General features: G+C 43.9%; 30 protein-coding genes. 12 read left to right on the top strand and 18 right to left on the bottom strand.

Going from position 1 to position 26375, the window contains the following annotated elements:
- The first annotated feature begins 87 nt into the window (after positions 1 to 87).
- Both ACEYKX_RS00190 and ACEYKX_RS00185 read left to right on the top strand, forming a co-directional pair.
- On the top strand, positions 88 to 1038 hold the full coding sequence (locus ACEYKX_RS00190; protein ID WP_373767415.1) for a hypothetical protein: 951 nt from the start codon (positions 88 to 90) through the stop codon (positions 1036 to 1038).
- Positions 1039 to 1365: 327 nt separating this feature from the next.
- Positions 1366 to 4128 carry a hypothetical protein gene (locus tag ACEYKX_RS00185; protein WP_373767414.1) on the top strand — a complete coding sequence of 921 codons (2763 nt, stop codon included), beginning with the start codon at positions 1366 to 1368 and terminating at the stop codon, positions 4126 to 4128.
- A gap of 264 nt (positions 4129 to 4392) precedes the next feature.
- Here the strand turns inward: ACEYKX_RS00185 and napF are convergent, their stop codons facing one another.
- The 6 genes from napF to ACEYKX_RS00155 form a co-directional block, all read right to left on the bottom strand.
- Positions 4393 to 4911, bottom strand: coding sequence for a ferredoxin-type protein NapF (napF, locus tag ACEYKX_RS00180; RefSeq protein WP_373767413.1), 519 nt, complete (start codon positions 4909 to 4911; stop codon positions 4393 to 4395).
- 6 nt (positions 4912 to 4917) lie between these two features.
- A complete protein-coding gene (dmsD, locus tag ACEYKX_RS00175; protein WP_373767412.1) occupies positions 4918 to 5520 on the bottom strand; it encodes a Tat proofreading chaperone DmsD in 603 nt (200 codons plus the stop codon).
- 82 nt (positions 5521 to 5602) lie between these two features.
- Positions 5603 to 6820: an aromatic amino acid transporter gene (locus ACEYKX_RS00170; RefSeq protein ID WP_373767411.1), complete on the bottom strand. Its 1218-nt coding sequence runs from the start codon at positions 6818 to 6820 to the stop codon at positions 5603 to 5605.
- Positions 6821 to 6932: 112 nt separating this feature from the next.
- On the bottom strand, positions 6933 to 8351 hold the full coding sequence (tnaA, locus tag ACEYKX_RS00165; protein ID WP_135676108.1) for a tryptophanase: 1419 nt from the start codon (positions 8349 to 8351) through the stop codon (positions 6933 to 6935).
- A 67-nt stretch (positions 8352 to 8418) separates the two neighbouring features.
- The gene (gene tnaC, locus ACEYKX_RS00160; protein WP_373767434.1) at positions 8419 to 8505 is read right to left on the bottom strand and encodes a tryptophanase leader peptide; all 87 of its coding nucleotides are present in this window, start codon (positions 8503 to 8505) and stop codon (positions 8419 to 8421) included.
- A gap of 232 nt (positions 8506 to 8737) precedes the next feature.
- The gene (locus ACEYKX_RS00155; protein ID WP_373767410.1) at positions 8738 to 9580 is read right to left on the bottom strand and encodes a patatin family protein; all 843 of its coding nucleotides are present in this window, start codon (positions 9578 to 9580) and stop codon (positions 8738 to 8740) included.
- Positions 9581 to 9784: 204 nt separating this feature from the next.
- Here ACEYKX_RS00155 and ACEYKX_RS00150 point away from each other — a divergent pair, with 204 nt between their 5' ends.
- Together ACEYKX_RS00150 and ACEYKX_RS00145 are read left to right on the top strand one after the other, a co-directional pair.
- Positions 9785 to 10054, top strand: a complete 270-nt coding sequence (locus ACEYKX_RS00150) for a hypothetical protein (protein WP_373767409.1) — start codon at positions 9785 to 9787, stop codon at positions 10052 to 10054.
- Between the two features lie 16 nt (positions 10055 to 10070).
- Positions 10071 to 10340, top strand: coding sequence for an NGK_0946 family protein (locus ACEYKX_RS00145; protein ID WP_373767408.1), 270 nt, complete (start codon positions 10071 to 10073; stop codon positions 10338 to 10340).
- A gap of 111 nt (positions 10341 to 10451) precedes the next feature.
- Here ACEYKX_RS00145 and rfaD read toward each other — a convergent pair whose 3' ends face one another.
- Together rfaD and def are read right to left on the bottom strand one after the other, a co-directional pair.
- Positions 10452 to 11387 carry an ADP-glyceromanno-heptose 6-epimerase gene (rfaD, locus tag ACEYKX_RS00140; RefSeq protein WP_373767407.1) on the bottom strand — a complete coding sequence of 312 codons (936 nt, stop codon included), beginning with the start codon at positions 11385 to 11387 and terminating at the stop codon, positions 10452 to 10454.
- 12 nt (positions 11388 to 11399) lie between these two features.
- A complete protein-coding gene (def, locus tag ACEYKX_RS00135; protein WP_373767406.1) occupies positions 11400 to 11915 on the bottom strand; it encodes a peptide deformylase in 516 nt (171 codons plus the stop codon).
- A gap of 98 nt (positions 11916 to 12013) precedes the next feature.
- Between def and dprA the strand changes: the two genes are divergently transcribed.
- Entirely contained in the window at positions 12014 to 13135 is a 1122-nt protein-coding gene (gene dprA, locus ACEYKX_RS00130) for a DNA-processing protein DprA (protein ID WP_373767405.1), read from the top strand.
- A gap of 41 nt (positions 13136 to 13176) precedes the next feature.
- On the opposite strand, the gene lysA is transcribed toward dprA, so the two are convergent.
- The 7 genes from lysA to ACEYKX_RS00095 all read right to left on the bottom strand — a co-directional run bounded on the left by lysA (position 13177) and on the right by ACEYKX_RS00095 (position 19592).
- A complete protein-coding gene (gene lysA / locus ACEYKX_RS00125) occupies positions 13177 to 14427 on the bottom strand; it encodes a diaminopimelate decarboxylase (protein WP_373767404.1) in 1251 nt (416 codons plus the stop codon).
- An 80-nt stretch (positions 14428 to 14507) separates the two neighbouring features.
- Positions 14508 to 14624 (bottom strand): lipoprotein, encoded by a 117-nt coding sequence (locus ACEYKX_RS00120; RefSeq protein WP_373767403.1) that lies wholly within the window; start codon positions 14622 to 14624, stop codon positions 14508 to 14510.
- 120 nt (positions 14625 to 14744) lie between these two features.
- Positions 14745 to 14948: a glycine zipper 2TM domain-containing protein gene (locus ACEYKX_RS00115; RefSeq protein ID WP_373767402.1), complete on the bottom strand. Its 204-nt coding sequence runs from the start codon at positions 14946 to 14948 to the stop codon at positions 14745 to 14747.
- 161 nt (positions 14949 to 15109) lie between these two features.
- Positions 15110 to 17122, bottom strand: coding sequence for an adhesin (locus ACEYKX_RS00110; RefSeq protein ID WP_373767401.1), 2013 nt, complete (start codon positions 17120 to 17122; stop codon positions 15110 to 15112).
- A gap of 18 nt (positions 17123 to 17140) precedes the next feature.
- The gene (rimO, locus tag ACEYKX_RS00105) at positions 17141 to 18472 is read right to left on the bottom strand and encodes a 30S ribosomal protein S12 methylthiotransferase RimO (RefSeq protein WP_373767400.1); all 1332 of its coding nucleotides are present in this window, start codon (positions 18470 to 18472) and stop codon (positions 17141 to 17143) included.
- A gap of 138 nt (positions 18473 to 18610) precedes the next feature.
- Positions 18611 to 19303, bottom strand: coding sequence for a 5'-methylthioadenosine/S-adenosylhomocysteine nucleosidase (gene mtnN / locus ACEYKX_RS00100; protein WP_373767433.1), 693 nt, complete (start codon positions 19301 to 19303; stop codon positions 18611 to 18613).
- A 64-nt stretch (positions 19304 to 19367) separates the two neighbouring features.
- On the bottom strand, positions 19368 to 19592 hold the full coding sequence (locus ACEYKX_RS00095; protein ID WP_373767399.1) for a SlyX family protein: 225 nt from the start codon (positions 19590 to 19592) through the stop codon (positions 19368 to 19370).
- Between the two features lie 93 nt (positions 19593 to 19685).
- On the opposite strand from ACEYKX_RS00095, the gene fkpA reads away from it, so the two are divergent.
- The 6 genes from fkpA to pdxH all read left to right on the top strand — a co-directional run bounded on the left by fkpA (position 19686) and on the right by pdxH (position 22813).
- Positions 19686 to 20408: an FKBP-type peptidyl-prolyl cis-trans isomerase gene (gene fkpA, locus ACEYKX_RS00090; protein WP_373767398.1), complete on the top strand. Its 723-nt coding sequence runs from the start codon at positions 19686 to 19688 to the stop codon at positions 20406 to 20408.
- 96 nt (positions 20409 to 20504) lie between these two features.
- Positions 20505 to 21161 carry a transcriptional regulator gene (locus ACEYKX_RS00085; RefSeq protein ID WP_373767397.1) on the top strand — a complete coding sequence of 219 codons (657 nt, stop codon included), beginning with the start codon at positions 20505 to 20507 and terminating at the stop codon, positions 21159 to 21161.
- Positions 21161 to 21514 carry a sulfurtransferase complex subunit TusD gene (gene tusD, locus ACEYKX_RS00080; protein ID WP_373767396.1) on the top strand — a complete coding sequence of 118 codons (354 nt, stop codon included), beginning with the start codon at positions 21161 to 21163 and terminating at the stop codon, positions 21512 to 21514. The genes ACEYKX_RS00085 and tusD overlap by 1 nt, the downstream gene beginning before the upstream one ends.
- Position 21515: 1 nt before the next feature.
- Positions 21516 to 21887, top strand: a complete 372-nt coding sequence (gene tusC, locus ACEYKX_RS00075) for a sulfurtransferase complex subunit TusC (protein WP_373767395.1) — start codon at positions 21516 to 21518, stop codon at positions 21885 to 21887.
- Between the two features lie 14 nt (positions 21888 to 21901).
- Positions 21902 to 22168, top strand: a complete 267-nt coding sequence (gene tusB, locus ACEYKX_RS00070; protein ID WP_373767394.1) for a sulfurtransferase complex subunit TusB — start codon at positions 21902 to 21904, stop codon at positions 22166 to 22168.
- A 15-nt stretch (positions 22169 to 22183) separates the two neighbouring features.
- On the top strand, positions 22184 to 22813 hold the full coding sequence (gene pdxH, locus ACEYKX_RS00065) for a pyridoxamine 5'-phosphate oxidase (RefSeq protein ID WP_373767393.1): 630 nt from the start codon (positions 22184 to 22186) through the stop codon (positions 22811 to 22813).
- 83 nt (positions 22814 to 22896) lie between these two features.
- Here pdxH and ACEYKX_RS00060 read toward each other — a convergent pair whose 3' ends face one another.
- From ACEYKX_RS00060 to ACEYKX_RS00050, 3 genes are all read right to left on the bottom strand, one after another.
- A complete protein-coding gene (locus tag ACEYKX_RS00060) occupies positions 22897 to 23649 on the bottom strand; it encodes an esterase family protein (RefSeq protein WP_373780346.1) in 753 nt (250 codons plus the stop codon).
- Between the two features lie 82 nt (positions 23650 to 23731).
- The gene (locus ACEYKX_RS00055) at positions 23732 to 24910 is read right to left on the bottom strand and encodes an acetyl-CoA carboxylase biotin carboxylase subunit family protein (RefSeq protein WP_373780345.1); all 1179 of its coding nucleotides are present in this window, start codon (positions 24908 to 24910) and stop codon (positions 23732 to 23734) included.
- 151 nt (positions 24911 to 25061) lie between these two features.
- Entirely contained in the window at positions 25062 to 25682 is a 621-nt protein-coding gene (locus ACEYKX_RS00050; RefSeq protein WP_373767390.1) for a glutathione S-transferase family protein, read from the bottom strand.
- A 384-nt stretch (positions 25683 to 26066) separates the two neighbouring features.
- On the opposite strand from ACEYKX_RS00050, the gene rpsJ reads away from it, so the two are divergent.
- Positions 26067 to 26375, top strand: a 309-nt coding sequence (gene rpsJ / locus ACEYKX_RS00045; protein WP_001181005.1) for a 30S ribosomal protein S10, incomplete at its 3' end; no start/stop codon positions are given.

Below are 26375 nucleotides of genomic sequence, written 5' to 3'. Positions count from 1 at the left end.
ATATTTTGCAAAATTAACCGCTTAATTTTTGGCGTTTTTTCACTTTTGGAGTAACATCCTCCTACTAATCCTTACAAGGAGTCTCCAATGAACAATAAATTTTCTCTTCCATTGTTTATACTTGTCGGTTATTTTCCTTTCTCTGCGGCTGCCGAATCAACCTGGGTCGATCAACAACACGCCAATATCAGAAGCGTACTGCATAACTGGTCTAACAATATTGATGATTGGATAGGCACACCGGATCCTAATGAGCCAGCCTCGGCAAACCTCCGTGTGATGCTGGATAATGAATGGAACCACTATGACGGTTATTCGATTAAACCGCGTATTCGAGGGAAAATCAGATTACCGACCCTCAAAAAACACCTGAGCGTCGTATTCGGTGACGAAGAACTGGATAACCAAGCCCGCGACGGAAACCAACTTCACCGCAATTATAAGGAACCTCTCCGCAACGATAAAAACTACGACAGCAAACAAGCCCGTAACGACAATGCGTCATTAGCATTACGTTGGTCCAACGAAATAAAACGCTTGGGGATAGACAGTGATTTGGATTTGGGGGTTCGTTCCGGTGCGGATATTTTCCTACGTTTAAAGCTCGACAAAGTATGGCAACATACCGATCAATTCAGTACGCGGGTAGAGCCGATTTATCGCTACGGTATTAACAGTAAACATTATGTTCGCTTAAATATCGAAAATAAATTTACCGAAAATGAAAGACGCTTTATCAATAATCATACCTTCGTGGAATATTCTCACGACAATGATGAATCCACCGTTTGGGGAAATAGTCTCTATCGTCAACACAACTATTCGAACCATAAACGCCTGAATTACGGCTTTATGGTTGGCGGAGACATCCATGATAAAACGCCTGAACTCGATTTTTACGGTCCGTTCATTAACTGGCGCCAACCTTTCTTACGCCAATGGTTCTTTATCCAGCCGGAAGTGCATTATTACAATGATAAAAATAAAAACCGCAAACACCATTTGGGCGTATTTCTTCGCTTAGAAGCAATTTTCTAAACCTTACAAGCGGTCTGTTTGGCACCGAAATTTGCCAATTTTTGGCATAGTAGACAAAATTTCGTCCTTGTTTATCGGCTTTTTGTTTCTGTTTATAGTTATTTTTAGTGAAGTGAATTGGAGGTAATTTAAAATTGACCCAAGCGCTTTACTTATAAAAAATCCTAATAATTTAGAATAGTTTATTAAAATAATCGGTTATTTTCTGTTGCGCTTTTATTCTTTTTTTTGCACAATCTGCGTATATTTACGTTATATGCCTAAGATTATGAATATAAATATGTGTATAGATTTAATTTTTATGATTCACGCTTTAAGGAGTAAAATATGCGTAACACGCACAATAAAAAAATGGCAGGCTCCCGCCTTGCGCTCAACACTTCATTAACCGCTTTGGCGTGCTTGGTTTCAGGCGTGCTCTCGGGTCAAGTTCAGGCGGCAACGGTTTATGGTTGCGAAGTATCATTTTACAGCTCAGATAATGCGAATGGTTGCTCGGCTTCAACGTCGCTTAATCAGCAACTTGATGGCAGTATTTATGGCGGTTTCTCAACAAAAGGAGAAGCAAGTAATAATAATGTCACTATTTCTCATGGTTCTTATGTAAAGGGTTATGTGACGGGCGGTAACTCTGAAGATAAAGAAACCAATCACAACCAAGTGGTTATTGGGAATAATGTTATTATCGGGAAAAACGGGAGGGGTGAAGGAGGCTCTGTTTGGGGCGGTAGCTCAATCAAATCAACCTCCGATTTTAATGCAGTACGTATTGGCTCGAATGTTACCGTAGAAGGCTATGTAAACGGCGGTAGTGCAGGCGACACAAATACAGCAGTAAAAAATAATGTAACGGCGGATAGCAATAGTGTGCATATTGGCGATGCTTCAACAATCACCGGGTCTGTGTGGGGTGGTAACGGTGGTAAAAGCGCTTCTTTTAATGAAGTTTATATTGGCAATGGTGTAAAAATAGGTCCTGAAGTTAGTATCACTAATGGCGCAGGAATTACTGGCGGTACAGTTTCAATTGAAGCCGACTTTTTAGAAACAGAAGCCAATTCAAATGTGGTTAATATTGGCGATAATGTTGCTGTATCAACGATTATTGGTGGTAACTCTGCCTCAGATGGTTTTGCGTCTATTGGTACGTCAAAAGACAACCGTGTGATTATTGGTAATTATAGTAATACGATTTTTGTTTCAGCGGCTGAAGGTAGCGCAAACAGTACAGTAGCAAACAACTCGGTAATGATTGGTAACGATGCAAAAACCAGCCAAGTTTACGGTGCACGTACCGCTTCAGGTTCGGTAACAAATTCGACAGTATCGATTGGTCACAATTTAAAGGCTGATCGCGTGTTTGGCGGCGATGCTTATTCAGCGATTGCCGGTGAAGGTAATTCTCACAATAACAGCGTGATTATTGGCGAAAATGCTACGGTAAATGAATTGGTTGTTGGTGGTAATGCGCTAACGAAAGCGAACAACAATTCTGTTTTAATCCACAAAGGCTTTAACGTAAGTGGTGTTGCCGGTGGTGTGGCGCAAAATGAAACCATCAACAATACTGTGACACTTTTCGCTGGTACGGTACAAAACAACATTGTAGGCGGTACTTCAAGCAACGTAAAAGGCAATACGTTGAATTTAGGTACGGCAAACGAAGGTATTGAGATGAATAAACTTTCAGCAAAAGAAGTGCTGAATTTTGAAACGATCAATTTCTACTTGCCTGAAAACGTGCGCAATAATGATACTGCATTGAAATTATCGACGATGTATTTAGATTTAGGCAACACGACAATGAATGCTTACGTGCCGGGTAATGCAGATTTACAAGCCGGCAATGTAGTGCATTTAATTCAAACGAATTATGAAAATGCCTTGCAATGGAGCGGTAAGGGTAATGTTTATCAAGGTGTAACGTTAGTACATAATTTGGCGACGGTTGCGCTTGATGCACAATCGAAAAGTTTAGATTTAACCTTTAACCGAAGCAGCAAGCAAACCAGTTCGAATAGCTCAACGGTTACAAACAACACAACGACAAATACGACAACCAACAGTAATACCACTGTTGTGGTAAATACGAATACCACATCGAATGCCGTTGTTAATACAAACACATCAACGAATAACGCAAATTCGAGTTCAACTACCGCAACCACGACGGTAAACCCACAAACCAAATCGCTTATGCAAGGGCGTTTAGTGGGTTCAGCGTTGGTAAATAGCGGAGCAACCTATCTGGCTGATGGCTTGAATTCGCTTTACCAAAGCACCAATTTAGCGGGCGCAGGTAACGACGCTCAAACCTTTGGTCAAGTCAGCGGTGTTAATCGAGATGTGACAACGGGAAGTTATGTTAGCTTAAAAGGTGCAGCCATTGACCTCGGTCGTGCGTGGAATCAAGCGTACAGTTCAGGGAATTGGTTATATGGCGTGGCGGCAGAGTATGGCTATTCTCGCTACACCGCACACTTAGACGATGGCACAGAAGGTAAAGGCAGTGCGTGGTATCTCGGCGCCAATGCGTTCAGCAACTACCTCTGGAGCAACGGTTTCTATGTGCAAGGCAGCCTCCGTGCAGGACGTGTTTCAAGTAAATATTACAGCTACGATTTCAACCACGTTTACGGCAACTATGTACGCTATACCAGCCGTTCAACCTATGTAGCAGGTCATGTTGGTTTAGGTAAAGTATGGCAGTTAGGCAACCAAAACTCGCTTGATACTTATGTGAAATACTTCGATTCGTACACCTCAAGTGACAGCGCACAGCTCAGCACGGGCGAAACCTATGATTTCTCTTCCGTGCATTCAAAACGTGCGCGTATTGGGGCGCAATATAACCACAATCTAGACAACTGGGGCATGCATTTCGGTGTGGCTTACGAACGTGAATTAAACGGCAACGTGCGTGCGCACTACCAAGGCAACGGCTTACCAACCCCAACTATGAAAGGTGGCACAACCATTGGCGAAGTGGGTGTGAACTACCAACAAGGCGGCAAAACTTTCAATGCCGCCGTACAAGGCTTCGGCGGACGCCAACAAGGTGTGAGCTTGAATTTAGGCATAAAGTTTTAATCTCAGGGGCGGGGATAAACCCCGCCCCGTTTTTGTGATTAAGGGCTTTTATCTCATCGCTTAGCTAGTCGTAACAAATGGCTCTGCGTTTTTCTTTTGCTTTACGCATAAAAAGATCCTGATAAAGCGGAATGATTTATCAGGATCTTAACTCATCAAACGGATGAAATCTTTGTGCAACTGCTACATAATGCCGACCCTATAAGGCTTTAACCCATTTTTATAAAAATACCAAAAATCGGTTGAAACTGACCGCTTGTATTTTTAGATTTTTAGTTCAATACCATTCACAAAACAGGCAATTTTGCATTCTCCACAACCGTTACATTTCTCATTATCTAAAGTTAAATCAGGCAAAATCGCTTGCTGCGGACAGGCTTGTCGGCAAGTGTTGCAAGGCTGTTTATTTTTTTGAAGGCAACGTTGATTAAAAACGGGACGTAGTTCCGTGTCAGCTTTAAAGGCGTGGTTTAACGCATTGGTTGAACAGCTTTCGGCACATTTCCCACAAAAATCACAGGCGGAATAATCGATTTCAAGCACCGCTTTGCTTTGTCGGATTTGAATTAGACCGTATGGGCAAGCGCTCACACAATCGCCACAGCCGTTGCATATCGATACAAACAGATGTTCAGGGCAAGCAAATGGTGGGCGGGCAACTTGGCGAACGATTTCCGTACTCACACTTTTTTGCGTACCGCCAAGTAAACCGCGGAACAGCCCTCTGCGTGAAATGGTATTCATCGACAGATAGGATTGATAATACTGTTTGTCCTTTGCCATAGAAAATTAACGATAAATGGTGACGCTTGGTACAATCAGGAGCAACTGTTCTTGCCACACGTGTAACACTTGTTGTGTCAATAATGCCAAACCTTGATAGAACGGGTATTCCGTCTGCTTGCCAGCCAACTGTAAATAACGTTTTGACCAAGTGAAGAAGTGCTGACTTAAAAACGTATTCAGCAATTCAGGGTTATTTTCGGCTAAATAGGCAGAGAGTAACAACATTAAACCGATATGATCTTCAGGTTCGTCGTAAGCTAAATTGAGTGAAAATTCGATTTGATGCTGGCGTAAGAATGCACGTAATTCAAGTAGCGAATGACCGAAGATGACACTTTCAGGATCAAGATAGACTGACCCCCAAGGCGGTGCAATCAAGGTATTTGGACCGATAAACATTGCCTGATGTTGCTCGGCTAAATCTGTTTGGCTGGCTAATAATTTATTTATTTCTGCAGACGGCTCAACGCCTAACTGTTCCGCCCAGTCGCTTTGATTGAAAAACGACAATACCTTTTGTGCCTGCTCGCTATTGGGTTCAAAATAAAATAATGTGCCGAGCAAACGTCCGGTAATGGAAATCCATTGTTGTAATTCAGGTTGCATAACATTCCTTATGAAGAAAATAGGACGTCATAATACGTCCTATTTGAGTATTGATAAAGGTGCTAAATTTATCTCTTTTGCTTTAACCCTTAAATACCGGCAACATGCCGAACATGGTTAAGAAGTGGAAAGTGGCGACCAAGATGCCGAACAGAATTAATGCACCGACCATCAATGATCCGCCACACGCAATAAAGCCTTGTTGGTTCGGGTTTTGTTGTCGAACTTTGTAAACTAAAATTGCAGGGATAATACAAGTCCAAATGGTCGCTACTGCACCTGCATAGCCAATCGCTTTTAAGAAGCCGAATGGGAATAATACAGACAGTATTAATGGCGGTAAGAAGGTCACTAACCAGCTTTTTGTTCTACCGGCTTTACTGTTTTCAAACTTGAAGAAATCCGCTAAGAAGTCAAACACCCCTAATCCTACACCGATAAAGGACGATAAAATCGCTGCCATAGAGAAAGCGTTAAGTGACTGTTTAATGGATGGTGAATCAATCACACCACCTAAGGTTTTCAGTAAGACATCAATATTGCCGTCGCTGGCGATAATTGGGGCAAATTGATCTCGTGGTAAATTACCGAAAATGCTTAATAGCCAAACAAGATATAAGAATAGCGAAATTAATGTGCCGTATAAAATCGCTCGGGAGGCTTTTTTCTCTTCGCCGTAATAAGCACGCATAGATGACACAGAGTGGTGATAACCAAAGGATGTTAATGCCACAGGGAGCATCATCATAGCGTATTTGGCATATTCGGACGTTTCAGTTTTTGCACTATCAAACAGAGTTTCAAGACTGATATTGCTGGTTAAGCCGAAAATACTAAAGGCAAAACTGAGTACCATAAAGATAATTAACAGTACGGAAATGCGGTCAACGGCACGGGTGGAATGCCATACAAAAGCGCCGAACACGAAAACGAACAAGATCGAAGCAATTTTGCTGTCTAACCCCAATAAATCTTGCAAGATCAAGCCAGATGAAGTGATATAAGCGTATAGTAAAATTCCGCCAACGAAGTAAACGGCAAGATTATTAATGATATTAACTTGGTTGCCTAATACCGCTTTAGTTACCGTATTGAACGAAGCACGAATATCGTATTGTTTATAGGATTCCAATAGCATCCAGCCGGATAGCGTCATCATAATCATAGTGAGCAACATGACGAGAATGGTCCACATTGTCCATGCGCCAGCCCCCGCACTTGGTAACCCAAGCATACCGGCGCCGACACAGACACTTGCAATAATGCACGCACCGCCAAAGACAGAAGGTTGTTTACTCATCTTTTTCTCCTTTTTATAAGGTAGGGGTACCGAATGCTTTTCCGTCAAAATAACCCTGCACGTTAGTGCAGGGAAATAAACAGATTAGCACTAGGTATTTACCCTGACTAAATTAATCCACTTCTTTTAATAAGGCAGTGAAATGTCTTAACACTTTTGGCTCATAACTGAAGGTTAATCCTTTGATATTGTGAATATTTTCTTTCACTTTTTGGAACGCTTCAATAATAAAATCCATATGTGTTTGAGTGTAGGTTGCACGTGGAATGGTTAAACGTAGCAATTCCGCCGGGCAAGGGAGCTGTTTACCGGTTTTTGGATCTCGTCCAAGTAAGAAGGAACCAATTTCCACAGCACGAATACCAGCGACTTTGTAAAGCTCACAGGCTAAGGCTTGGGCCGGGAACTGCTCTGCCGGAATATGCGGTAACAGTTTACCTGCATCAACGAAAGCTGCGTGTCCGCCTGCTTGTTGGCAGACCACGCCAATCGCTTCTAAGCCATCAACCAAATATTGTACTTGGTTAATACGATAAGCCAACCAATCTTGACGCATACCGTCTTTTAAGCCGACCGCCAAACGCTCCATTGCTCCACCTTCTAAGCCGCCGTAGGTTGGGAAACCTTCTTGTACCACGCAAAGTGTGCGGCATTCGGTGTACACATCAAAGAAGCTGTCATCTTTAAAGCAGAGTAAGCCGCCCATCGGCACCATGGCATCTTTTTTCGCTGACATCGCCAACATATCGGCATACTTATAGCTTTCGTAGGTGATTTGCTCAATTGTCCAATCTTTATAGGCTTCTTCACGTTGTTGAATGAAATAGGCATTTTCTGCAAAGCGGGCTGAATCCATGACGACTGGAATATCGTATTTTTGTGCGATTTCATACATGCCTTTCATGTTCGCAATAGAAACGGGCTGACCGCCGGCTGAGTTACAAGTGATGGTGCACACAATATAAGGCACGTTTTTCGGATCGGCTTCTAAAATCGCTTGTTCTAATTTTTCGAGATCAAAGTTGCCTTTGAAATCACTACGAACACCTGTATCAAAAGCTTCTTTGGTATAAGTATTTCTTACGGTACAACCATTAATTTGGCTATGTCCTTGGGTGGTATCAAAGAAGTAGTTAGAAATAACAACTGCTTTTGAACGATCCAAGCCTTTTTCTTGTTCACGTTTTTTAATGAGAACAGGGATATAAATTTGCTCCGCACCACGTCCTTGGTGAGTTGGAATAGTGTATTGATAACCGAAAATCTCTTTGACGGCATTGGCTAATGCATGATAACTACGGCTACCACTATAAGCTTCATCACCACGTAGCATCGCCGCTTGCATATCTTGAGTGACGGCACCTGTGCCACTATCAGTCAACAAATCGATAAAAATATCTTCGCTATCTAATAAAAACGGGTTCATCCCTGCTTTTAAAATCGCTTGTTCACGATATTCACGGGTAGTACGTTTTACGGGTTCTATCACACGAATGCGGAAAGGTTCTGGTAAATGTTTGAAATTTTGCATAATAAAATCCTTACACCAAATAAGTTTGGTGGCTTAAATGAATAACAAATTGAAATAAAAGAAAAATTTAAGCGAGAGGATTTAACGGAAAGAAAAAAGAGAGTTTATGATCGAGATTAAACCACCGACTAAGTAAGATTGTAGAGACTTTCATAGTAAGCTCCTTACAGGGTTTATGGATATAATCATAAATATTAAGGACACTGAATAATAACAAAGCTTGATTGTTTTGTGTAAATTATTTGTTTAAAATGTGACCGTAGTCACAAATTATTTACATTGATTTTCAGATTGGGTGATGTTGGGGAAATGAATACAAGCGGTGAGATCTAGTGAATAATTTGCAAATTATTTAACAAAACTGACCGCTTGTATGGTTAGTCGATCTACTGACTGAGATAAGCTTTCAGGTTTTCCATCTCTCTTTGGGCATCCGAAACCCCTAACTCGTACATCGCTTGGATTTTAGCTGGATCTTTTTCAATCCGTTTAATTGGTAAAGTTTGTGACGGGCGGATAACAAAAATGTTGCCCTGTTCGTGTTGTTCAATGACCTGCTCAACACATTCATTATAGTTTTTATAACGATAAGTTAATGCTTCAACCAATTTAGGATATTGATGGTAGAACAATTTACTGAATAGCGGATTGGACGGTGATTTTCGGTAATCAAGGGGACGAGTCAGCACAACAATAATTTTGCCATAACCGAGAGCTTGGCACTGCTTGAGCGGAATGCTATCTGCAATACCGCCATCAAGGTATTTTTTACCGTCCACTTCAACAATGTTTGACACATAAGGCATAGCGGATGTGGCTCGCAAGGTTTCCATTTGTGCAAAAGGATCGGTGATTTTATGATATTCTGCCAAACCCGTTTCAATATTGGTTAAGGTTGCATAAAAATCAATCGACGATTGTTTAAAGGTATCGTTATCAAAAATATCCAATTTAAACGGCACATCATAAAACGCAAATTCCTTATTCACGATATTGCCTGTGGTGATTAAACTGCGGAAGCCTAAGTAACGGGGATCGTTGAGGTATTTCAGATTATAGCGTAAGGCACGCCCACGCTGTTTGGAAGGGAAATTCGCCCCAAACAGCACCCCTGCCGATACGCCGACAATGCCGTCAATGTGAATGTTTTCATCCATAAACACGTCCAACACCCCTGCGGTAAATATTCCGCGCATGGCACCGCCTTCTAATACCAATCCGACTTTCATTTTTATTCCTTATATATTTTTCAAAAAATTGAATTTTATTTCGTTGCAATTTATGTTGTGTTCAATGCATTGTAATAAATAAGTAAAGAAATAAAAAAGGGGGAAAATAGTATTTGTAGCATGCTTGACACCGTTTTTGGTTATTTTACAATAATCGCAATTTTGATGAGTAACTGTTTTTTTATATTTAATGAGGAACATCCAATGAAATTAAAATTTATCTTGGCGTTATCACCTTTCTTTTTAAGTGCTTGTACTTCAATGTATTTACCGCGCCATACCGGGGAAAGTGATGCTGAAATTGCACAGCGTCGCGCGGAAATTCGAGCAATGGAAATGCAAGACTATCAAGATGAACGCAGAAAACGTCAGGATGCGATCGAAGATCTTGGTACGATGCAAATGAACGAAGCAAAAGCAATCGACAGAGCGTATAAAAACCGTAGTAAACAGAATATTTATTTAGTTCATTAATTTTTTAGGAGATCTTATGAAAAAATTACTTTGTGTATTAGGTGTTGCAACCATGCTAACAGCTTGTGCAAGTACGGGAGATATTAATGCCTCCCGCGGTTTAAATTCTTCTCGCGTAACGCAAGCAGAATTAGATCAATATAACAAACAACGTGCAAACGAAGTAACGGAAGCCCAAGCACAAGCGGCAAAAGCACAAGGCTATTCCGAAACGATCCGTCAAGGTTCTTCCGCAATACAATCTGGTGTGGATGCGATTCACTCTATCATGAGTATTTTCAGATAATCTACTTTTATCTTAATAAAAGCACGGGGATTCCCGTGCTTTTTGCTTATTATACGGTTGGTTTTTGTCTTCCTTTTACAAAATATTATCCAAATCGAACCGCTTGTTCCGCTATTTTCTATTCAACCATGCCATATATGCCTTAGTACCTTCTGCGACGGTTTTGAACGGTTTGTCGTAACCGGCGGCGCGCAGTTTGGTTAAATCTGCTTGGGTAAAGGTTTGATAGCGGGATTTCAAATGTTCCGGGAACGGAATGGTTTCAATGTGACCTTTTTGGTGGAAATCAATCACGGCATCGGCAACGGCTTTAAATGATTCGGCATTGCCTGTTCCTAAATTGAAAATACCGGAGATTTTGTTTTGCCATGCCCAAATATTGACCTGAGCAACATCTTCAACATAGACGAAATCGCGTAAAAAGGTTTCGGAACCGGCAAACAGTTTCGGGTTCTCGCCTTTGAGAATTTGATTGTTTAAATGAAAAGCCACACTTGCCATCGAACCTTTATGTTGTTCGCGCGGGCCGTATACGTTGAAATATTTGAAACCGCATACCGGAGAGTAAGCATCCGGCAAAATACGGCGGACATATTCGTCAAACAGGAATTTAGAATAGCCGTAGACATTTAACGGACCTTCGAATCGGCGCTCTTCAATAAAGTGATCGGAACGTCCGCCGTAGGTTGCCGCGCTGGAAGCGTAAAAGAACGGAATTTTACGATCCAAGCAATAATGCAACAATTCTTTGGAATATTCGTAGTTATTTTGCATCATATACTTGCCGTCCCATTCAGTGGTGGTGGAGCACGCGCCTTCATGGAAAACGGCTTCAATGTAACCGTAACCGAAGTCGTCGCCGGCAAGGATGGAGGCGATAAAATCGTCTTTATCGCAATAGTCGGCGATATCCAAATCGACCAAATTAATAAACTTCTCACCGTTTTTGAGGTTATCTACCACGAGAATGTCTTTTCTGCCCATCTCGTTTAACGCTTTGATAATATTACTGCCGATAAAACCGGCGCCGCCTGTTACGATAATCATAAATGTATCCTCTTAGTCTTTATTGCGCGCAATTTGCTTTTTCAATTTAAGCATTTTGTCACGAATCCGCTGGCGTTTCAGTTGGGAAATATGATCCACAAACAGCACGCCGTTTAAATGATCGATTTCATGTTGAATACAAATAGCCAACAATCCGTCGGCTTCCAGTACAAACTCTTGTCCGTGGCGGTTTAACGCTTTGACGGTGACTTTTTCTTTACGCGGCACCAATGCGCGACAACCGGGAATGGACAAACAACCTTCTTCGATAGCCGCTTCGCCGCTACTTTCAATGATTTCAGGGTTAATCAACACGATTTGATTGGTTTTATCGCCTTCAATATCGATGGTGACGACTCTTTTTAACACGTTGACTTGCGGTGCCGCAAGCCCGATACCTTCATGGTCGTACATCGTGTCAAACATGTCGTCAATAAATGTACGCAACGCATCGTCAACGTTTTCTACGGGTTGGCACACTTTTGCCAAATTCTCTTCCGGGTAAATCAGTACCTCTAATACAGCCATTTTTGTGATCTCTGTCGAAAACCGAATAATAAATAATTCGGCTATTCTAGTCTTTTTCTTACTATTAGGGAAATAAAGAAATTGAAGGAAAAAGTGAGATGAGTCATTTGCCCGATTTACTGAGGTTACTACAAATTCCGCAATTGGGTGCGCAACGCATCGGTAAATTATTGGAGTACGTCGATTTGGACACGTTTTGTCAATACGATAAAGTACAATTGCGTTACATCGGTTGGAACGAAAAACAGATCCAACGTTGGTTTCAGCCGGAGAGGAAATGGATTGATACCGCCTTGACTTGGGCGGAACGATCGCCAAACAGGTTGGTCAGCATACTTGATCCCGATTACCCTTTTTTATTAAAGCAAATCAGTAGTGCGCCACCGGTGTTATTTGTGAAAGGCAATATTGCCGCGCTGTCTTCTCCGCAAATTGCCATGGTCGGCAGTCGCGATTATTCCGATTACGGAAAATATTGGGCGGAATATTTTGCGCGGGCATTCGTCGAGCACGGTTTGACCGTCACCAGCGGTTTGGCAATCGGCATTGACGGCTTTTGTCATCAACAAGCGGTAGCACATCACGGTACGACGATTGCCGTGTTGGGCAGCGGGTTGGAACAAGTGTATCCCGCCCGACATAAAAAGCTGGCGGCGGCGATTATAGAAAACGGCGGAGCGTTGTTATCCGAATTTTTTCCTCATCAACCGCCGTTGGCTGAAAATTTCCCGCGTCGTAACCGCATTATCAGCGGGTTGTCATTGGGGACGTTGGTGGTCGAAGCCACATTAAACAGCGGTTCATTAATTACGGCGCGTTATGCCCTTGAGCAGGGGAGGGAAGTGTTCGCCTTACCGAATGCCATTCACACGCCTTATAGCCAAGGGTGTCACAAGTTAATCAAAGAAGGCGCGCTGTTGGTCGATTGTGTGGAAGACGTGTTAGATGCTATTGCATTACAGCATCAACCGAAACAGTCGTCATTGTTTGAATTATCTAAAATACAAGCGGTCTGTTCCGCGCCGAAATTTGCAAAAAATCCGCCGAATCTGACCGCTTGTCAACAAGCCATTATCGAGAAAATCACCTTTGAACCGATCTGCATTGACGATATTGCCAATGCTTGCCAAATGGCGGTTAACGAATTGTTAATCGAACTGTTGGAGTTGGAATTGCTCGATGTCGTTAAACAAGTCGACGGCGGATATATAAGAAGCTGACAGTACGGGAATGCCGTTGCATTCCCGCATCGGATAAGATGTTACGGCAACAAGGTTTCATGGCGCCATAATTCCGCAAAATCGGCGCGCGCTTTAATCAGGTAAGCGTTATCGCCGTCAACCATCACTTCGGCGGCTTGCGGACGGGAGTTATAGGTTGAAGACATGGCGGCACCGTAAGCGCCGGCGGAACGCATGGCGATTAAATCGCCCTCGGCAATGGCAAGTTCGCGTTGCTTGCCTAAAAAATCGGCGGTTTCACAAATCGGACCGACCACATCATATACGGCACGAGTGCGGTCAAGGGGGCAATCGACTTCGATAATGCGCATATAGGCTTCGTACAGTGCCGGGCGGATCATGTCGTTCATACCGGTATCAACAATGGCGAACCGGCGATCTTCGTTTTGTTTGAGGTATTCGACTTTGGTCACCAAAATTCCCGCATTGGCGGTAATGGCTCTGCCCGGTTCCAAAATGATTTCAAGGTTCGGGTAATCCGCCAGTTTTGCCAATAAGGCGGCGGCATATTCCGTCGGGTGCGGAGGTTCTTCGCCGTTATACGGCACGCCCAAACCGCCGCCGAGATCAAGATGGTGAAGCTCGATACCGTCTTCTTTAAGTTGTTCCATTAATATTATCAATCGATCCGTCGCATCTAAAAACGGTTGTAATTCGGTCAATTGTGAGCCGATGTGACAATCCATGCCGGTGATATGCACATGCGGGAGCGTACGGGCTAAACGGTAAGTTTCTCTGGCTTGGGTCACGCTGATCCCGAATTTGTTTTCTTTTAACCCGGTTGAAATATAAGGATGGGTGTGAGCGTCTACGTCCGGATTCACACGTAATGAAACGGGCGCCGATTTACCAAGTTGCCCTGCCACATCGTTAATGCGTTTTAATTCGGAAACGGATTCCACGTTAAAGCAGCGAATACCGACTTCCAGTGCGCGTGCGATTTCCGTATGAGATTTTGCCACGCCGGAGAACACCACTTTTTTCGGATCACCGCCTGCTGCCAAAACACGTTCCAATTCCCCTTGGGAAACAATGTCAAATCCCGATCCGAGGCGTGCCAAGATATTTAATACGGCAATGTTTGAATTGGACTTCACCGCATAGCAAATTAAATGCGGGTGATTGCCCAAGGCATTGTTAAAGGCGTGCCAATGGCGCTCAAGTGTGGCGCGGGAATAAATGTAAAGCGGTGTGCCGAATTGATGTGCAAGTTGGCTGACGGCAACCTGTTCGGCAAAAAGTTGATGGTTGTGATAATTAAAATAATCCATGGATTGTCCTGTTGTGTTTGACCGGAAAGAAGTGTGCGGTACCGCCCGTTTGCAAAAAAACGGTGCGAACCGACCGCTTGTTACGGTGTTTGTGGTTGCTGTTGTTGCGGTTGTTCCGGGAAGTAAAGCGGGCCTTTTACACCGCAAGCGGTTAACCCGATACTTGACATGACAACGATGAGCAGTAATTTTTTCATAGAGACCTCGCGACGATAATGAAACGGATTGTACCGAAGAACATCATGGAATGCACGTCATCCGCAAAAGAAAAAAGCCGTTTGAAGTGACCTTCAAACGGCTTGGTATTGATGGGGAAATTATTTGCCGATTTGGCTACCGATTACCCCACCCAACGCAGCACCACCAAGGGTTGCGCCGGTTGAACCACCAATAATATGTCCAGCAACACCACCGACAGCCGCACCAACCGCGGTGTTCTTTTGAGTTCTGCTTAACCCGTGGCACGCGCTTAATGCAATAACTAACGATAATACTGTAAATGTTTTTACCATTGCTTTCATATAAAAAAACCTCATAAAATTTTTCCGAGTGCGTAAATGTAAAAGGACAACCTACGCACCTGCTAAGACGATGAGATTAATGTTAAGTTCTCGAGTAGTTTTTTGATTGGTTGTTTTTTAAGCAAAATGCGGTATGTACCGCATTTTGTGGTTGCCTGCTGTCACTTAGCTTTTACCTTATCACTTGAGACGGTTTTTGATTTTTTATCGGTTTTAGGCGTTTTTGCCCGTTTAACACTGTCGACAGCGGCTTTCTTTACGGCTTTTTTCTTTTCAAGTACGGCTAACGATGCGTCGCTTAACGTGAATGCCATGTTGTGTTGCTCCGCCCATTCTTTTATTTTTGCCAAGAAGACGCGTCCCATCGGTTTAGGATCGCCGCTGAAGAGGGTTTGTAACCCGTTATTTTCAATCACATGACGGCGAAGCGCTAAACGTTCTTGGTGATTTTCCGCTAAACGTACGGCGCGTTCGACATATTCGTCAACCGTATTGGCGATTAACCATTCAGGTAAGCCTAACCGTTTGAATAAACCTTCATCGATATGTTCATGGACTTCGGCGCCCGTTTTACAAATGCTGACCAAGCCGAGCGTGACCATGTCAATAATACCGTTGGTGTTGCCGAACGGGAACGGGTTAACCATCATGTCGCAATGTTGCAGAATCGCCAAGTATTGTTGATACGGGGTATGCGGATGCGCCGTTGCGTCATCACCCAAATAACTTTTGATAAAACGTTCTACATACGGATGAGTAATGCCGGTGGATTGCCCGAGCGCAAAATGGAAGTGTACTTTCACCTGCGCTCGGTCACGAATCGCTTTTAAGGCTTCTAAGAAATACGGGTTCAATTTCATTGTGGTTGAGGCGATGCCGATATTGACGACTTCCGGATTTTCACGCAGGGTGTATTGGACATTCGTCGGCGCAAGAGATGACGGTACATAAGGCAGCGCATCTTTCGGTAAGCGTAATAAGGTCTCGCTGAAACAGCTTTCCGAGCCGACGTAATCATCTTCCACAATCACATATTCGATAAAGTCCGAATAGGTGGTTGCCGGATGGCCTAATGCAATCGCCTGGATCGGTGCCATTCGGGTGTTGCTGGCGAAAATCGTGGTTAAGTCCATACCGATGCTTGGCATATAGAACACGGATGCGCCGGACTCTTCACATAAGCTTCTAATGAATTCGAGGCGTTTTACAATCGTGGAATTATCCAATACGTGAAATTCGTCGAACACCTCTTGTCCGGTTTTGTCAACCGAATCATTGCCGACGCCGACTAAATAAAAATGCTCACGCGCGGCAATCATGGAAGTGGAGTGCGTGCGGTAGATTGAGTGCGATGAATTAAAATGTTCCAACAGTACGACCATCACCGGTTTGCCGTTTTTATAGCCGATATGGGCGATGTTGCGATCCTGCCAACCTTCACTCACTAAATGACGGCGGATAACTTGATTTAACGGGCGTTTTACCTGATGTTTGTTCTCCGCAGTATCATAGCTGCAGTGCATATAGACATCATGTGAAATACTGCTCGGCAAATTGTTGAGATCGTCTAATTGTGCCAATTTGGATGGGAACCATTGCAAAACGGCGGCACGTTTGGCGAATGCCGTCGGTGTACCGATAAAACGCGGCGACTGCAGAGCAAAGCAGAGCGATGCGCATAATTTCGGATCAATATTCCATAGTGTTTCGAGGTTTAACGAGATATTGGATTCGGGGAAATACAGAATACAGAATTTGATTAAGGCATTTCGATTGTTGTCTATCTGCACATCGTTCGGATTATCTTTATTCGGGTTCTTGTTGTAAGTGTATAGCACATGATCGGCATTCACATAAGGCGAACTGGCAAAGATCATCGCCATCCAACGCTGGAAGCCTAAAAAACGGAGAGCTCCCGTATCGGATACGTTGAAATCGGGATCACCGAATAATTTCGTGATGGCAACAGCCATGCGTGTACAAAAATAAACGGTTTTATCCTTTTCCAACGGTATGAGTTGTTCCGGCAGGTTGATCTCTATCTGTCCGATTGCTCCGAAGTCGCTGTCAATTTGTCCTAAAATATCCAGCAGTTCGACGCAAGCCGGTTCGTAATGCTTGGCATCGACCTCTTGCTCGAAACGAATCACACTCGGTTGTTTCTTTTCTGACATAGTAATTCCTTTTAAAAGTTAACACGTTCCCCACAGATCATATTCGTCTGCGTTTGTGATGGTGACGGAAATCAACTGCCCGACTCGGACATCCGTTCCCGACAGGTTATCGACATAAACCACACCGTCGATTTCCGGTGCGTCTGCCATGGTGCGTCCGATAATTCCTTCTTCATCGATTTCATCGACAATGACCTGAAGGGTTTTACCGATTTTTTGTTGTAAACGATTCGCCGAAATTTGTTGCTGAAGTTGCATAAAACGGTGAAAACGCTCTTCTTTAATTTCTTCAGGCACTTGATCCGCCATTTCAGTGGCGACGGCACCGTCAACCGGGCTGAATTTAAAACAGCCGACCCGATCGAGTTGGGCATCTTGTAAGAAATCAAGCAGTAATTGGAAGTCCTCTTCGGTCTCTCCCGGGAAACCGACAATGAATGTCGAGCGCAGTGTCAGCTCAGGGCAAATCTCTCGCCATTTCTTGATACGTTCCAAGGTCCGTTCAATGGATCCGGGACGCTTCATTGCTTTGAGAATTTTCGGGCTGGCATGTTGGAGCGGAATATCCAAATACGGCAAGATTTTTCCCTGTGCCATTAACGGAATAAGGTCGTCCACATGCGGATACGGATACACATAATGTAAACGCACCCAAACGCCTAACGAGCCTAATTTTTCGCACAGGGTCATTAAGTCGTTTTTAATCGGCATCCCATTCCAAAAGACGGTTTTGGAACCGGCTTCTTTCTTTTTGTCTAACGCATAAGCGGAGGTATCTTGAGAGACGACTAAAATTTCTTTTACGCCCGCATCGGCAAGGCGTTTAGCTTCGTCCAATACCTGCACGATAGGGCGACTGTCCAAATCGCCACGCATAGACGGGATAATACAAAAGGTGCAGCGGTGATCGCAGCCTTCGGAGATCTTCAGGTAGGCGTAGTGTTTCGGCGTTAATTTGACCCCTTGTTTCGGTACCAGGCTGACATATGGGTTATATTCCGGTTTCGGTACATATTTATGCACATGTTTCATCACGGCTTCATAGCTGTGCGGACCGGTAATTTCGAGCACTTTAGGGTGAACTTCACGAATTTGATTTTCTTTTGCACCCAAACAGCCGGTGACGATCACCTTGCCGTTCGCTTCCAATGCTTCACCGATAGATTCCAACGACTCTTGTACGGCGCTGTCGATAAAACCGCAGGTGTTGACAATGACTAAATCCGCCCCCTCATAACTCGGGACGATGTTATAACCGTCCGAACGAAGTTCGGTTAAAATTCGTTCCGAATCCACTAAGTTTTTCGGACAGCCAAGGCTGATAAAGCCGATATTAGGTGTAACACTCATAACACTCTCAATCAAAATAATCAGTAATAAACAAAAAAATGTGCCTATGAAATCATAGGCACTGTTAAACGAGCATTGTACAAAAAATCACGAAAAAAGTCGTATTTTTAGACGGTTATAACGGGATATTTACTTAAATTAGTTTAAATAACCGAGCATCGCTAAGACGACGGCGGAGGATTTTTCCGCCGCCAGAGGCAGAAATTCCTCAAACGACAAATGTGATTCTTTATCCGCCACATCCGAAATCGCCCGAACGACCACAAAAGGTATGTTAAACGCATGACATACTTGCGCAATGGATGCCGCTTCCATTTCTACCGCCACGACCTGCGGGAAATTATGACGGATTTTTTCGATCATCTCACGTCCATTTACAAATAAATCTCCGCTACACACCAAACCGGAGACGGCATGCAAACCGGCTTTTTGTACTTTCCGGGCTGCCGTTTCAATCAAATAAGGATCGGCGACGAAAGCCGGCGGATTTGCCGGCAATTGCCCAATTTCATAACCGAAAGCGGTAACATCGACATCGTGGTGACGGACTTCGGTCGAAATCACGATATCTCCGACGTTTAATTTGGTATCCAAACCGCCTGCCGAACCGGTATTAATGATCATATCCGGTTTGGTCAGCTGCAGCAGCAACGTCGTGCCGATTGCCGCCGCCGTTTTGCCGATACCCGATTGCAACAAAGCGACGTCTTTATTATTGATTTTTCCTTCATAAATCTTACAACCGGCAATCTCCGTTAGTTTGGGTTCACCCATATACCCTAATAAAATCTGTATTTCTTGCTCCATTGCACCGATAATACCTAATTTCACGTTATCTTCTCCCGACATACTTAGGTTAATAATAAATTGATGAACAAATCATCAATGCCACTGCCTAATAATGCGGCGGTGGCGTTTCTTCCGCCCGACTGGCGATATTGCTTATTTGGACGCCTTTTAATTTTTCAGCCAATTGGCGCACCTGCTGCTGTAATTTGTCCAACAAAAATTGTTGATCGATCAATGCTTGATTCAAATCTTCAATGGTTTGTTCCTGAAAGGCGACTTTGGTTTCCAATTCAGTCAAATAAGCCAATATTTTTTCGAAATTTGCCTGCATTTTGATATAAATGGGTTGTATTAAAAAGAAATACACTTTACCCTATCCCACTTTGTTTTAACAATAATTTATGAAACTAAATAAGGAAATCCTATGTTAAAAACTAAACGGTCAGTGCTTGCCACGCTTGCAAGCGTCTTATTCGCTTCACAGGTGACGTTTGCGGAAACCGCCAATACGAAATTTGTAGACGATTCTTCTTATGCCGTGGGCGTATTAATGGGCAAAAACATTGAAGACGTCATCGAATCCCAAAAAGAGATTTTCTCTTACAATCAGGATCGTATTCTCGCCGGTGTACAAGATACGTTAAAGAAAAGCGGTAAATTAACCGACGAAGATTTGCAAAAACAATTGAAAGCGTTAGATGCATACTTGCTTGAACAAGAAACCAAAATCCAAGCGGAAAAAAGTAAATCGACCATTGAAGCCGGTGACAAATTCCGCGCGGAATATGAGAAAAAAAGCGGCGTGAAAAAAACCGCCTCCGGTTTATTGTATAAAATTGAAAAAGCGGGCGAAGGCAAATCGCCTGAAGCCAGCGATACCGTCAAAGTACATTACAAAGGCACGTTACCGGACGGCACGGTCTTTGACAGTTCTTACGACCGCGGCGAACCGATCGAATTCCAATTGAATCAGTTGATTCCGGGGTGGGTTGAAGCGATTCCGATGCTGAAAAAAGGTGGAAAAATGGAAATCGTGGTACCGCCGCAATTAGGCTACGGCGATCGTCAAGCGGGCAAAATCCCGGCCAACTCCACATTGGTATTTGAAATTGAGTTGTTAGATTTTAAACCGAGCGATAAAAAATAATTGATCTCGCTATCACGGAAGACATATTTGCAAAAATGATGTCAGATCAGACCGCTTGTCAGCGGTCTGTTTTCCGTGAATTTGAAGGGTAATCACATGACATCCACATTCAATCCGCTTTCCGATGAAGATCATGCGATTTTAGCGTCCTATTTTCCCGTCGTTGACGGTATTGCCGCCTTAATCGGCGAACATTGTGAAATCGTGCTGCACTCACTTGAATTCCTCGAACACTCGGCAATCTATATCGTGAACGGACATAATACCGATCGCAAAATCGGCTCGCCGATTACCGATAGGGCTTTGTGGTCGCTCCATCACATGCAGACGGACAGCGTCTCCAAGCCTTATTTCAGTCGCTCGAAAAACGGGGTGTTGATGAAATCCGTCACCATTGCCATTCGTAACGGCAGACAGCATGTCATCGGGTTGATTTGTATCAACATCAATTTGGACGTACCGGTTTCGCAGTTTTTAAATGCTTTTATTGCACCGCAAGAAACGGAGGGCAGTGTGAATTTTGCCAGCTCGGTAGAAGATTTGGTCGCCCAAACGATTGAAAATACGATTGAAGAAGTTTTGGCGGATAGACAGGTTGCCAATAACAATAAAAACCGTCAAATCGTGACTTCATTATTTGAAAAAGGTATTTTTGACATTAAAGACGCGATTAACCAAGTTGCCGAACGTTTGGATATTTCACGTCACACCGTTTATCTTTATATCCGTCAAATCAAACAGGACGGTGAATAGTGCGGTACGTATTGGCGATTAAACAAGGCGTATACGGTTCGCAAGGGGCTTTTTTAGCTTATCAGGTCGCCGAAGCGTTATTGCGCGCCGGACACGACATCAGCCAAGTGTTCTTCTTTCAAGACGGTGTGAGCAACGCCAATAAATGGGTGGATGCGGCAAGTGATGAAGTCAATTTGGTCGAGTATTGGCAAAAATTGGCGCAAACCCACCGCTTGTCACTCCATTTATGCATTTCCGCTGCACAACGGCGCGGTATCGTGAAGGAAACCGTTGCCGACGGGTTTATTTTGGCAGGGCTTGGCGAGTTCAGCCAAGCGGTATTTAACGCTGATCGTTTACTCACTTTTTAGTATGAAAAAATATAAACTTGCCGTGTTATTTACCCAGCCGCCGTTCGGCTCTTCCGCCGGGCGCGAAGGGTTGGACGCACTACTTGCCGCCGCGGCTTTTTGTGAGGAAGATGAACTGCTTATCGGCTTTCTTTACGACGGTGTATTCAATTTGCTTGCCGGTCAACACCCGGAACGGGTATTACAAAAAGATCATATCGCGTCGTTTAAGTTAATTGAATTGTATGAGCTCAGCGACTGTTTCGTTTGCCGGGAATCCGTTGTGGCACGGGGCTTAACACATGCCGAGTGGATATTGTCCGATATGCGCTTCGTTTCACAACGTGCGTTATTCGAGCGGTTGAACCAGGCAGACAAAGTGCTGACCTTCTAAATTAAAGGAATATTATGCTCTATACCTTTGCCAAGCCCGGTTACGATCACACCGAACTGCAAGCCTTGTTAGCACAAGTGACGCCGCAGGATGCCGTCGTCTTGTGGCAAGACGGGGTGTTACAAGCGGTCAGATTCGCACATATTTTTGCAAATCTCGATCAGGTGTTCGTATTAGAAAACGACATTCAAGCCAGAGGATTGACGACCTCATTCAACACGATCTCCTTGGATGAATTCGTCAAGCTGACCGAACAATATTATCCGCAGACGGCATTTTAACTTCGGGAGTTACCCATGGATTTACACCACATTCGTGAAGAATACAGTCAACAAGCCCTTTCCGAATCACAGTGTGCCGCGGATCCGTTGATACAATTTCAGCAATGGCTACAAGACGCCATGACGGCTAAAGTCAACGAACCGACGGCAATGCATCTTGCCACCGTACAGCACGGTAAACCTGCCGGACGGATCGTGTTATTGAAAGAAGTGAACGAACAAGGCTTCATTTTCTTTACCAATTACCTGAGCCGCAAAGGGCAGAGTATTGACGAAACGCCTTATGCGGCGCTCACCTTTTTTTGGGCGGAGTTGGAACGGCAAGTGCGTATTGAAGGAGCAATCCAAAAAATCAGCCCGCAGGAATCGGACGCTTATTTTCAATCCCGACCGTACAGTAGCCGTATCGGGGCTTGGGCAAGTGAGCAAAGTAAGGTAATTGCAGGAAAACAAGTGCTGTTGACCCGTGCGGCAAAATTCGCCCTGATACATCCGGTGTCGGTTCCGCGTCCTCCCCATTGGGGCGGTTATTTGGTTCGACCGGATTATGTAGAATTTTGGCAAGGCAGACCGAGCCGCCTACATGATCGTATCCGCTACCGTTTAAGTGACGGCAGTTGGATCAAAGAACGATTAGCGCCGTAACAAGCGGTCACTTTCGTTCCGAAATTTGCAAAACCCCATACATGAACGGTATGGGGTTTGTTCTTTCAGGAGGGGAGTGAGAACTAGATAATCCCTTGTTCTTCCAGTTTCCCGAGAAAATACGGCATTTGCTGACGCCAAAGCGGCCAGTCGTGTGCCATATCGTACCCCCAGTAATCAAACCAGCCCGGAATACCTTTAGCTTCAAAAGCGGCTTGTAAACGACGGGTGTCTTCGACGTGCTGTTCTTCCCATGCGCCTTGCCCTACCGCCACGATATAGTGGTTTTGGCGGTAACGGTCTAAGAACCAGCCGTCGTGTTGGTTCCATAGGGAATCAATCGGTGAATTGATGTAAACGGCGAGATCACCGTAAAATTCGTTGGTGAAGAAACGGGCGTCATAGACACCGCTTAAGGCAATGGCGGTATCGAACAGATCCGGATGGCGCAGTGCAAAGTTGATCGTATGGTAAGCGCCCATGCTGCAGCCGGTAGCGATCATTGCTCCGCCCCAATGGGATTCGTGGCGAATTAACGGCACAAATTCGTTGATGATATAGCGGTCGTAAGCGTTGTGAGCCTGTGCCATGTCGTGTCCGGATTTCCACTTCGCCAGCCATGATTCGCCATCAAATGAATCAGGGGTATAAAATTTGATTAAGCCACGATCAATAAAGGAACGGCAAGCGTCAATCATGCCGAAATTGCCGTATTCATTTTGGTTTCCGCCGGATGAGGGGAATACAATTACCGGTTTTCCGGCATGTCCGTAGACGTTAAAGTGCATTTCACGTCCTAATTCACCACTCCAGTGGCTGCGTCTTTCAAAGTGCATTAAATATTATCCTTCAAAAATAGGAGGACGCACTACGTGCGTCCGTTTTAGTCAGTTATCGAACTGCGCTCATATGGCAACATTACTGTTTCTCTTGTGCAAAACGGGTAATGTCGTGCAGTTGTTCCATGGTTTCGGTACGGGCAAGGATACCGTGTTCGCCCATAATTTTGGCAAATACGCCCGGTACGCTTTGTACGCTGATGATGTTACCGGTGTATTTTTGGCATACCTCTTCAATGGTATGTTTGTAGTTTTTATTCGCTTTGCGGGCGATATAAACGACATTCCAAGGATGGGTAATGTTTGAGTAGAATTTGTTCTCTTTAACGATATTCGCATACTCTTTGAACACGTCGAAATCGTTTGCATAGTTCCACATATCAATGGTTAAACCACCCGGCGGACGGCAATTGATTTCAAGCGGCATTAATTCGCCGGTTTTTTTCACACGGAAGTATTCAAAGTGGAAGAAACGTTCACGGACGTTGAATGCATCGACACATTTCTGACCGAGTTTAACTAAGTCTTCTTTGATTTCGCGTGGAATGTAGTAGAACATATCGTTGTCTTTTTCAACGGTATCCAATACTACTTCGGAATACTCAAGGCTGGAATAGAACACAATGTTGCCGTCTTTATCGGTTAAGCCGTCAAAGGTCACGATATCGCCTTCGATAAACTCTTCCATAATATATTCAACGTGGGCATTTTTATAACCAAAGAAAGCTTCTAGTTCGTCTGCAGATTTGATTTTGTAGGTATCGCTCGCCCCAACACCTGAGTTTGGTTTGATGATCACAGGGAATTTGAGTTCTTTAGCCAGTTTGCGTGCGTCTTCATCGTCTTTAAACACACGGCCTTTCGCCACTTTCAAGCCTGCTTTGCGAAACACTTCCTTCATCTGAGCTTTGGTTTTGATTGCCAACATATCTTCGTTTTTATAACCGAAGACATTGAAATCGGTACGCAATTTAGCATCAAGCTCCAGCCAGTATTCGTTGTGCGATTCTACGCGGTCAATACGACCGTATTTATGCGCAAAATAGCCGACTGCTCGATATACTTGCTCATAATCTTCCATATTATCGACACGATAATATTCGGTCAGTGAGTTGCGTAAGCCTTCGCTTAATTGCTCGTAAGGTGTGTCTGCAATTCCCAAGGTATTAAACCCACTTTCACGCAATCTCACCGCAAAGGTTTCAAAATTGGTTGGAAAGTGAGGGGAAATCATCACAAAGTTCATTGGTTTGGACATGGTCTTTCCTCAAAGATAAATCAAAATTTCATGAAAACGCTGGCATTATACCTAATTTAATCGTTTGCGCCATTTGGAGAACGGCAATTGTTTTCCAAATAGGCGACAAACGGTGAGCGCTTATTTCTCAGTTTTTGGGGTATAAAAGATCTTATGCAACTTTTAAACCTTCTTGGATACGCACCGCATCTACGCCTTTATCGGCTTCCACGCGTTGAATAAACGCCTTAAATTGGGTTAAGTGGCTAAAATCAATCCCGAGTTTTGCAGCCCAGCCTAACATCACGTATAAGTAGACGTCGGCAACGGAGATTTTTTCACCGAAGAAAACGTGATGTTCTAAATGTTGGTGGGCAATATCCAAATAACCCAAAATGGCTTCCGTAGCAGATTCGCGTATTTTTTGAGTCAGTTCTTCATTACCTTGGGCGTAACTCGGTACACGGAAGAGCGGTACAAACGCTTTATGGACGTCCGAATTAAAGAATGACAACCAACGTGCCGCTTTGGCTTTATCGCGAGCGGTCTTGCTGCCGAACAATTCGGCATGCGGATATAATTCGTCAAGATAAGAGAGAATGGCAATGTTCTGAGACAAGACAAAATCGTCGTCAATTAATAGCGGAACGGCGCCTTGAGGATTGAGTGCCAAGTATTCCGGTGATTTGATTTTTTCACGTGTTGCGGCTTCGGCTTCATACGGTTGGCCGATCCATTCTAAAGCAGTGTGCGGAACAAAAGAGCAAGCGCCCGGTAAGTAATACAGTTTCATAGAATGTCCTTGTGACGGAGGTGAATGATGTGCGTAAGTATAGCACTCTCTTTCGATTGTGCGGGGGAGTTTTGCAAATTTCCGAACAAAACAGACCGCTTGTTATGCCCGGCGAGGTGAATTCGGAGAATAAATTCTGAAAATAGCGCTTGCGTCGGCGTGGTGTTTTAGGTAGAATCCACGCACTTTACTGAGCGCATAACTGTGTCGTTCGTATCGTCGCCTAGTGTAATCATTTACTAAGCGGTATTGCCAGTAGGGCAATATGTAAAATGTTTCCGATTGGGAAACTATAACAAGGTAGGACTGTGCCCCCTTAACTTAAATTTGTTAAGCGGTGGTTCGGTTTTTTTATTAGCTAAAATTTAATGGAGCTCTGGTCTAATGCAGAACCAAAGAATCCGTATCCGCTTAAAAGCTTTTGATCATCGTTTGATCGATCAATCTACTGCGGAGATCGTAGAAACAGCTAAACGTACTGGTGCACAAGTTCGTGGTCCGATTCCTTTACCAACCCGTAAAGAACGTTTCACCGTGTTGATTTCTCCACACGTAAACAAAGACGCGCGTGACCAATACGAAATTCGTACACACAAACGTTTAGTAGATATCGTAGAGCCAACAGAAAAAACTGTTGATGCATTAATGCGTTTAGATTTGGCTGCCGGCGTTGACGTGCAGATCAGCCTAGGT

Source organism: Glaesserella sp., assembly GCF_041817755.1.
GTDB lineage: Bacteria > Pseudomonadota > Gammaproteobacteria > Enterobacterales > Pasteurellaceae > Glaesserella.
This window is presented reverse-complemented; position numbering and strand designations above follow the sequence as displayed.

What these genes read in the sequence shown, in the direction of transcription:
- ACEYKX_RS00190 (WP_373767415.1), top strand. Translation starts at nt 88, where the DNA reads ATGAACAATAAATTTTCTCTTCCATTGTTTATACTTGTCGGTTATTTT.
- ACEYKX_RS00150 (WP_373767409.1), top strand. Translation starts at nt 9,785, where the DNA reads ATGAAATTAAAATTTATCTTGGCGTTATCACCTTTCTTTTTAAGTGCT.
- dmsD (WP_373767412.1), bottom strand. Translation starts at nt 5,520, where the DNA reads ATGCAACCTGAATTACAACAATGGATTTCCATTACCGGACGTTTGCTC.
- ACEYKX_RS00170 (WP_373767411.1), bottom strand. Translation starts at nt 6,820, where the DNA reads ATGAGTAAACAACCTTCTGTCTTTGGCGGTGCGTGCATTATTGCAAGT.
- tnaC (WP_373767434.1), bottom strand. Translation starts at nt 8,505, where the DNA reads ATGAAAGTCTCTACAATCTTACTTAGTCGGTGGTTTAATCTCGATCAT.
- rimO (WP_373767400.1), bottom strand. Translation starts at nt 18,472, where the DNA reads ATGAGTGTTACACCTAATATCGGCTTTATCAGCCTTGGCTGTCCGAAA.
- ACEYKX_RS00110 (WP_373767401.1), bottom strand. Translation starts at nt 17,122, where the DNA reads ATGTCAGAAAAGAAACAACCGAGTGTGATTCGTTTCGAGCAAGAGGTC.
- rfaD (WP_373767407.1), bottom strand. Translation starts at nt 11,387, where the DNA reads ATGATTATCGTAACAGGCGGCGCCGGTTTTATCGGCAGTAATATTATC.
- lysA (WP_373767404.1), bottom strand. Translation starts at nt 14,427, where the DNA reads ATGGATTATTTTAATTATCACAACCATCAACTTTTTGCCGAACAGGTT.
- dprA (WP_373767405.1), top strand. Translation starts at nt 12,014, where the DNA reads ATGAGTCATTTGCCCGATTTACTGAGGTTACTACAAATTCCGCAATTG.
- ACEYKX_RS00055 (WP_373780345.1), bottom strand. Translation starts at nt 24,910, where the DNA reads ATGTCCAAACCAATGAACTTTGTGATGATTTCCCCTCACTTTCCAACC.
- ACEYKX_RS00185 (WP_373767414.1), top strand. Translation starts at nt 1,366, where the DNA reads ATGCGTAACACGCACAATAAAAAAATGGCAGGCTCCCGCCTTGCGCTC.
- fkpA (WP_373767398.1), top strand. Translation starts at nt 19,686, where the DNA reads ATGTTAAAAACTAAACGGTCAGTGCTTGCCACGCTTGCAAGCGTCTTA.
- ACEYKX_RS00145 (WP_373767408.1), top strand. Translation starts at nt 10,071, where the DNA reads ATGAAAAAATTACTTTGTGTATTAGGTGTTGCAACCATGCTAACAGCT.
- ACEYKX_RS00050 (WP_373767390.1), bottom strand. Translation starts at nt 25,682, where the DNA reads ATGAAACTGTATTACTTACCGGGCGCTTGCTCTTTTGTTCCGCACACT.
- ACEYKX_RS00060 (WP_373780346.1), bottom strand. Translation starts at nt 23,649, where the DNA reads ATGCACTTTGAAAGACGCAGCCACTGGAGTGGTGAATTAGGACGTGAA.
- pdxH (WP_373767393.1), top strand. Translation starts at nt 22,184, where the DNA reads ATGGATTTACACCACATTCGTGAAGAATACAGTCAACAAGCCCTTTCC.
- napF (WP_373767413.1), bottom strand. Translation starts at nt 4,911, where the DNA reads ATGGCAAAGGACAAACAGTATTATCAATCCTATCTGTCGATGAATACC.
- def (WP_373767406.1), bottom strand. Translation starts at nt 11,915, where the DNA reads ATGGCTGTATTAGAGGTACTGATTTACCCGGAAGAGAATTTGGCAAAA.
- ACEYKX_RS00085 (WP_373767397.1), top strand. Translation starts at nt 20,505, where the DNA reads ATGACATCCACATTCAATCCGCTTTCCGATGAAGATCATGCGATTTTA.
- tusC (WP_373767395.1), top strand. Translation starts at nt 21,516, where the DNA reads ATGAAAAAATATAAACTTGCCGTGTTATTTACCCAGCCGCCGTTCGGC.
- ACEYKX_RS00095 (WP_373767399.1), bottom strand. Translation starts at nt 19,592, where the DNA reads ATGCAGGCAAATTTCGAAAAAATATTGGCTTATTTGACTGAATTGGAA.
- ACEYKX_RS00155 (WP_373767410.1), bottom strand. Translation starts at nt 9,580, where the DNA reads ATGAAAGTCGGATTGGTATTAGAAGGCGGTGCCATGCGCGGAATATTT.
- ACEYKX_RS00115 (WP_373767402.1), bottom strand. Translation starts at nt 14,948, where the DNA reads ATGAAAGCAATGGTAAAAACATTTACAGTATTATCGTTAGTTATTGCA.
- tnaA (WP_135676108.1), bottom strand. Translation starts at nt 8,351, where the DNA reads ATGCAAAATTTCAAACATTTACCAGAACCTTTCCGCATTCGTGTGATA.
- ACEYKX_RS00120 (WP_373767403.1), bottom strand. Translation starts at nt 14,624, where the DNA reads ATGAAAAAATTACTGCTCATCGTTGTCATGTCAAGTATCGGGTTAACC.
- tusB (WP_373767394.1), top strand. Translation starts at nt 21,902, where the DNA reads ATGCTCTATACCTTTGCCAAGCCCGGTTACGATCACACCGAACTGCAA.